The sequence below is a fragment of the Mycobacterium sp. 1245852.3 genome (assembly GCF_001669335.1).
GTDB classification, from domain to species: Bacteria; Actinomycetota; Actinomycetes; order Mycobacteriales; family Mycobacteriaceae; genus Mycobacterium; species Mycobacterium europaeum_A.
Genome location: NZ_LZLL01000048.1, coordinates 1 through 6,405 on the forward strand (window position 1 = coordinate 1; position 6,405 = coordinate 6,405).

The following is a 6,405-nucleotide window of genomic DNA, read 5'->3' on the forward strand; positions in this document are numbered from 1 at the left end:
GGTCCTTGACCTCACAGGCCACCGCGTCCTTCGGCGTGACGCCCCTGATGCTCTGGCAGCAGGCGACGAAGCACTACACCAACATCTCGGTGCAGACGGCCGGCAACAACATCCGCGACGCCAAGGGCATGAAGCTCTCGATCAACATCAACGACGTGCGCCTCAAGGACAACGGCAACTCGAAGGGCACCATCGGCGCCCTGGACGCCACCATCAGCTGGACCAGTGACGGCATCAAGCAGTCGGTACAGAACGCCATCCCGGTGCTGGGCCCGTTCGTCACCAACACCGTGACCACGCACCCCGCCGACGGCACGATCGAGTTGAAGGGCATGTTGGACAACATCACCGCCAAGCCGGTGGTGTCGGGCACCGGGTTGCAGCTGCAGATCGTCAGTTTCAACGCGCTCGGCTTCACGATGCCCAAGGAGTCCGTGCAGTCGACGCTGGACGACTTCACCTCGAACCTGACCAAGAACTACCCGCTGGGCATCCACGCCGACAGTGTGCAGGTCACGGATACCGGTGTGACGAGCCACTTTTCGACGCGCAACGCCACCATCCCCACCGGCAACGACAACGACCCCTGCTTCGCCAACCTGTGACGGCGAGCTTCTAGCCGGACGGCTCAGCCCAGGCCGTCGAGCACCGCGCGGGTGCCCGACAGCCCGAGCCGGGTGGCGCCGGCGTCCAGCATCGCCAGCGCGTCCGCGGCGGAGCGGATGCCGCCGCTGGCCTTCACCCCGAGGCGTCCCCCGACCGTCTCGGCCATCAGGGCGACCGCGCGCACGGATGCACCGCCGGCCGGATGGAACCCGGTCGACGTCTTGACGAAGTCGGCGCCGGCCTCTTCGGCGGCGCGGCACACCCGCACCAGGGTGGCCTCGTCGGCCAGGGCCAGCAGCGCCGCCGACTCCACGATCACCTTGAGCACGGCGCCGCCGATCGCGCCGCGCACGGCCCGGACATCCGAACGCACGGCGTCGATGTCGCCGGACAGCGCCGCCCCCACGTCGATGACCATGTCGACCTCGGTGGCCCCGGCCGCGACGGCCAGGGCCGCCTCGTGCGCCTTCACCGCCGGGAGGTGCTTGCCCGAGGGGAAACCCGCCACGGCGGCCACCCGCAGCCCGGTGCCGGCCCGCACCGCGACGGGGACCATCGAGGGCGAGACGCACACCGCGTAGACGCCCAGTTCGCCCGCTTCGGCGACCAGGGCGGCCACGTCGGCGCCGGTTGCTTCGGGCTTGAGCAGCGTGTGGTCGACGAACGCCGCCAACTGCGCTCGGCTGGGTTGGGTTGGCATCAAAAGGATTCTTCCGGACCGCCGGGATTGCAGCCGGAGGCGACCATCTCGGCGTCGTCGACGACCGGTCGCCACGGCTCGAGGTTCCAGCTGACCTTGCCGGGCTGGGCGAGTTCGGCGAATTCCCAGTGGCAGAGGAACTGCGCGCGCATGCCGGCGGTGTCGGCGTCCGGGGACGCGGCGAGCACCTCGGCCCAGGCCTCGTCGGCCAGGGCGGTGGTTGCGGGGATGCGCGAGGCGGCCCGGCCGGCCGGCGACGGAAACACCCGCAGGCTGCTGCGGCCCTGCCACTGCGCCCACTGAGTGTGGTCGATGTACGGCGGGGACGGCGCGGGCGGTTCGGCCGCGCCGCTACCGGGGTCCGGCGCGGCGGCAGCGGGCGGTATCGGACAAGCCAGGGCGACGAGCACCGCGACCGGCGCCGTCAGCAGGGCCATCATTGCGCTAGCGCGACTTACCTTGTATCTCAAGCAGTTTGGGCCGCACATCGACCAGGTACACACCGGCGGCACAGGCCGCGATCGCCATACCGAGCACGCCGAACACGAAACCCAAGATGGATGTCAGGGCGACGGCCCCTCCCAGGATCAGCAACCACACGGGCTTGGTCAGCTTCTCGGCGGCGGTGTAGGCGTCGGGTCGTTGCAGCGCAGCATGCACGAACGCGTAGATGGCCGTGACCAAGACGGCGATCTGCAAGACCAGCATGACGGTTTGCACGAGGTGGCTCACGCCCTAAGGGTATGCGGGCACCCGCCAAAACGTCGACTCCGAGTCACCCGGAGGCGACTCGGAGCCGATCGTCGTGAAATGTCGTGCTACTTCTGGGTGACCTTCTTGGCGGCCGCCTTCTTGGCCGGCGCCTTCTTCGCCGGCGCCTTCTTGGCGGGCGCCTTCTTGGCGGGCGCGTTCACGGCCTTCTGCGCCTTCTTGGTGGCCGCTTCGGTCTTGCCGGGCAGCTCGATGCCGACCAGCTTGGCGGCGCGCTCGCCGACCGCGCGGGTCTGCGAGGCGACGGTGCCGAGAGCTTCTTGCGTGAGCTCGACGGCCTGGTCGACGTAGCCCTCGGCACGCGCGGAGGCGTCCTCGAACGCGGTCTGGTTACGCAGCCGCTGCAGGGCCGCCTCACCGCGCTCGACCAGCTCGTTGTACCGGCTGGTCGCCGCCTCGAGGTAGCCCTCGGCGGCCTTGCGCAGCTCTTCGGTGGTGAACTTGTCGCGCAGCTCGGTGAACTGGTCGGGCAGGTCCTCCTGCAGCTTGGTCAGGCGAGCGCGACGTTCCTCGACCCGGGTACGGGTCTCGGCGCGGGTTTCCTCGGCGCGCTCCCGCAGGCCGGCGATCAGGTCGTTGACGGTGGCCAGGGCCAGGTCGGCCGCGCCCAGGGCTGCGAGCAGCGGGGCCCGCAAATCTTCGATGTTCGTGTTTTCCGCCATGGTTTTTCCTTTCATGCTGTGTTTTCGCTATCGGCGTTATTCGGTGTTATTGGCTGTCTGGTCGAGAAGTTAGGTGCAAACGTCTCCTTCGCAACTGGGGCCGCCAATGCCGGGGCGGTTCGTCCAGCGGTTCAGCTGGAACCCGGTAGGTCTTCCACGGTGGGTAACCGCGACGGCCGGTCGGCTATACATCACCAACTCGCTACCGCGATGCGCAGAGTCCGCTTTCTCGGGTAAACGCCCAGCACAGCTGGCTACCGTGCCGGATCGAACGGACTGCTCACTCGCTGTCGGATTCGGTCGGACACTCCTCTGGGATCGATTCGTTTTGCTGGGTGAACGATGAATAGATGTCGAGCAGAATTTGCTTTTGGCGCTCGGTGATCGCAGTGTCGGTGACGATCGCGTCCCGCACCTGACTTTTGTCGCTGGGCTCGAGAATCCCGGCGCGCACATAGAGAACCTCGGCGGAAACCCGAAGGGCCTTCGCGATCTGGTTCAGGACATCGGCGGAGGGCTTACGCAATCCACGCTCCACCTGGCTCAAATATGGATTGCTGACCCCGGACTTTTCGGCGAGTTGGCGCACCGACACCTGCGCGAGTTCACGCTGGCTGCGGATGAAACTGCCGATGTCGGAGGCCACTTCGGAGGCAGCGTTGGACACCTTGGCGGAGAGCTTCTCCTCGGGCGTCATGGCGTGCTCCTGGTCGGCGACTGATCTTGACGCGGATCAGACTACTACAAGTGCTTGCTATTGCAAGCACTTGTTAGCACTACTAGAAATCCGTTAAATCAGTAGCTGCGCGACGGCATAAATCGCCAAACCCGCCAGCGACCCGACGACGGTTCCATTGATCCGAATAAATTGCAGGTCACGGCCGACGTGCAATTCGATGCGCCGGCTGGCCTCCTCGGCGTCCCAGCGCTCGATCGTGTCGGTGATGATCGCGGTGATCTCCACGCCGTACTGCGAAACCAGATGCTGAGCCGCCCGGACCAGCCAGTTGTCGACCTTGTCGCGCAGGTCCGCGTCGTCGCGCAGCGATTCCCCGATGCGGACCACGGTGTCGGCGATCCGGGTGCGCAGCGTGCTGGACGGGTCGTCCACGCCCTCGAGCACCAGCCGCTTCAGCGTCTTCCACGCGGTCGCGGCGGCGTTGGCGATCTCGTCGCGCGCCATCAGCTGTTCTTTGATCGCATCGGCGCGCGCGATGGTGTCCGGGTCATGCTGCAGGTCGTCGGCGAAGTCGAACAAAAAGCGGGTGGCCGAGCGGCGCAGTTCGTGGTCGGGGTTGCGGCGCACCTTGTCGGTGAAGTCCATCAGCTCGCGGTGGATGCGGTCGCCGACGAGATGGTCGACGAAGCGCGGCGACCAGGTCGGTGAGTCACGCTCGACCACCCGCTGGATGACCTCGCCGGCCTTCAGTGACCACTGAAAGGCCCGGTCGGCCAGCAACTGGATCAGCGCCTCCTGCCGGTGCTCGGCCAGCAGCGTCGCCAGCACGCGCCCGACCGGCGGCCCCCACTGCGGCTCGGCGATGCGGCGCACGATCATCCGGTCGATCACCTGCTGGACGTCGTCGTCGCGCAGCAGTTCGACCAGCACCCGCAGCACCGTGGCCGTCTCGCTGGCCACCCGCTCGGCGTGGGCGGTCTCGGAGAGCCACTTACCGAGCCGGCCGGACACCTGGGCGTCGCGCAGCTTGGTTTCCACCACCTCCGGCGACAGGAAGTTCTCCCGCACGAAGGTGCCCAGGCCCTCGCCCAGCTGGTCCTTCTTGCGCTTGATGATCGCGGTGTGCGGGATGGGAATGCCCAGCGGGTGGCGGAACAGCGCTGTCACCGCGAACCAGTCCGCCAGGGCGCCCACCATCCCGGCCTCGGCGGCGGCGCCGACGTATCCCACCCAGGCCCCCAGGCTGGCGTGCGCCTGGGCCCACCGGCAGGCCAGGAACACGCCGGTGGCACCGATCAGAAAACCCAGTGCCACCATCTTCATCCGGCGCAGCGCCACTCTGCGCTGCGCGTCGGCCTCGGGGTCGGCGCCGGCGAAGGATTCGGCAAAGGATGCGCGCCCCGCGTTCGCCGCGGTCAGTGGCGTCGCCGAATCGGGCCTCGCCGCCGGCGGGCCGGACGCTTCGCCTCGCACCGAGGCTCGATGTGCCACCACTCCATCATCTATCTTTCCCACGAATTGGTGTGACGACACTGTTCGCGACGTCTCACCCACGCCCGGCCAGGGCAGGAAACCGACCCCCTCACGCCGTAAGATCAGGGGCGTCTAGGGAATGGGAATTAGGCGACAGTGGCAGAGCATATTACGGCTGTGAGCGTCAAAATGGATGGGCGCAAGCGGCGCTGGCATCAACACAAAGTGGAGCGTCGTAACGAACTGGTCGACGGCACGATCGACGCGATTCGCCGACTGGGTGGCGCGCTGAGCATGGATGAGATCGCCGCCGAGATCGGGGTCTCCAAAACGGTGCTGTACCGCTATTTCGTCGACAAGAACGACCTGACGACGGCCGTGATGATGCGGTTCACCCAGACCACCCTGATTCCCAACATGGCCGCGGCGCTGACGTCCAACCTCGACGGCTTCGACCTGGCGCGCGAGATCATCCGCGTCTACGTCGAAACCGTCGCGAACGAGCCCGAGCCGTACCGATTCGTGATGGCCAACAGTTCGGCCAGCAAGAGCAAGGTCCTTGCCGACTCCGAGCGCATCATCGCCCGCATGCTCGCGGTGATGATGCGCCGCCGCATGCAACAGGCCGGGATGGACACCGGCGGCGCGGAACCATGGGCGTATCTGATCGTCGGCGGGGTGCAGCTGGCCACCCACTCCTGGATGTCCAACCCGCGGATGAGCCGCGACGAGTTGATCGACTATCTGACCATGCTGAGCTGGAACGCCCTCAAGGGCATCGTCGAGGTCGGCGGATCGCTGGAGAAATTCCGCGAGGAGCCCCACCCGTCGCCGATCGTGCCGCCCCGCGGGCTCGACGGCGGGTCCGGTCTTTAAGCGGCCCGCGGGAGCGGCTGGAGTTTTTGGGGATTACACCCGCTCCATGTGAGCTTGAACGCGCCTTGGGAATGCGACTTGAACAGCCTCAGGTATTAGCATGCAGGGGAGTATCGGGGGATCAGCGGGGCTGTCGGTTGGCTGTCTACCCCTGTCCCCAAGCAGTTCAGAAAGGCTCGTATCGACATGTCTGTGCAGCTCACGCCGCATTTTGGAAACGTGCAAGCCCATTACGACTTGTCCGACGACTTCTTTCGGCTGTTCCTGGATCCCACACAGACCTACAGCTGTGCCTACTTCGAGCGCGACGACATGACGCTCGAGGAGGCGCAGATCGCCAAAATCGATCTGGCGCTGGGCAAATTGAAGCTCGAACCCGGGATGACGCTGCTGGACATCGGTTGCGGCTGGGGTGGCGCGCTGAAGCGGGCCGTCGAGAAGTACGACGTCAACGTCATCGGGATCACGCTGAGCCGCAATCAATTTGAGTACAGCAAGAACAAGCTGGCCGGATTGCCGACCAGCCGCAACATCGAGGTGCGGTTGCAGGGCTGGGAAGAGTTCGAGGACTTCGGCCGGCAGCGCTACGGCCGCTTCTTCAAAATGGCCTACCAGGCGCTGCCGCCCGGCGGAGTGAT

The 6,405-nt window shown here is 66.4% G+C and carries 9 protein-coding genes; 3 read left to right on the plus strand and 6 right to left on the minus strand.

From position 1 onward, the window contains the following. Nucleotides 1–605, plus strand: a 605-nt coding sequence (locus A9W96_RS01810) for a DUF2993 domain-containing protein (RefSeq protein WP_156765085.1), incomplete at its 5' end; no start/stop codon positions are given. 23 nt (nucleotides 606–628) lie between these two features. Here the strand turns inward: A9W96_RS01810 and deoC are convergent. From deoC to A9W96_RS01840, 6 genes are all read right to left on the minus strand, one after another. Further along, complete coding sequence (gene deoC, locus A9W96_RS01815) at nucleotides 629–1,306, minus strand: deoxyribose-phosphate aldolase (RefSeq protein WP_067137636.1); 678 nt, start codon at nucleotides 1,304–1,306, stop codon at nucleotides 629–631. After that, entirely contained in the window at nucleotides 1,306–1,746 is a 441-nt protein-coding gene (locus A9W96_RS01820; protein WP_066864686.1) for a DUF2599 domain-containing protein, read from the minus strand. Before A9W96_RS01820 ends, deoC begins: the two co-directional genes overlap by 1 nt. A 4-nt stretch (nucleotides 1,747–1,750) precedes the next feature. Then, nucleotides 1,751–2,038 carry a DUF2516 family protein gene (locus A9W96_RS01825; protein WP_066864690.1) on the minus strand — a complete coding sequence of 96 codons (288 nt, stop codon included), beginning with the start codon at nucleotides 2,036–2,038 and terminating at the stop codon, nucleotides 1,751–1,753. A gap of 86 nt (nucleotides 2,039–2,124) precedes the next feature. Further along, nucleotides 2,125–2,739 (minus strand): heparin-binding hemagglutinin HbhA, encoded by a 615-nt coding sequence (gene hbhA / locus A9W96_RS01830; protein WP_066864698.1) that lies wholly within the window; start codon nucleotides 2,737–2,739, stop codon nucleotides 2,125–2,127. 280 nt (nucleotides 2,740–3,019) lie between these two features. Continuing rightward, a complete protein-coding gene (locus A9W96_RS01835; RefSeq protein ID WP_066864693.1) occupies nucleotides 3,020–3,436 on the minus strand; it encodes a helix-turn-helix domain-containing protein in 417 nt (138 codons plus the stop codon). A gap of 93 nt (nucleotides 3,437–3,529) precedes the next feature. Further along, complete coding sequence (locus A9W96_RS01840; RefSeq protein WP_156765086.1) at nucleotides 3,530–4,912, minus strand: DUF445 domain-containing protein; 1,383 nt, start codon at nucleotides 4,910–4,912, stop codon at nucleotides 3,530–3,532. Nucleotides 4,913–5,047: 135 nt separating this feature from the next. Here A9W96_RS01840 and A9W96_RS01845 point away from each other — a divergent pair, with 135 nt between their 5' ends. Together A9W96_RS01845 and A9W96_RS01850 are read left to right on the plus strand one after the other, a co-directional pair. Further along, nucleotides 5,048–5,767 (plus strand): TetR/AcrR family transcriptional regulator, encoded by a 720-nt coding sequence (locus A9W96_RS01845; protein WP_066864695.1) that lies wholly within the window; start codon nucleotides 5,048–5,050, stop codon nucleotides 5,765–5,767. Between the two features lie 186 nt (nucleotides 5,768–5,953). After that, nucleotides 5,954–6,405: class I SAM-dependent methyltransferase (locus A9W96_RS01850; RefSeq protein ID WP_197499370.1), on the plus strand; the 452-nt coding region annotated here is incomplete at its 3' end.

Bases quoted from the DNA above. Each gene is read 5' to 3' on its own strand.
- deoC (WP_067137636.1), bottom strand. From the start codon at position 1,306: ATGCCAACCCAACCCAGCCGAGCGCAGTTGGCGGCGTTCGTCGACCAC.
- A9W96_RS01820 (WP_066864686.1), bottom strand. From the start codon at position 1,746: ATGATGGCCCTGCTGACGGCGCCGGTCGCGGTGCTCGTCGCCCTGGCT.
- hbhA (WP_066864698.1), bottom strand. From the start codon at position 2,739: ATGGCGGAAAACACGAACATCGAAGATTTGCGGGCCCCGCTGCTCGCA.
- A9W96_RS01835 (WP_066864693.1), bottom strand. From the start codon at position 3,436: ATGACGCCCGAGGAGAAGCTCTCCGCCAAGGTGTCCAACGCTGCCTCC.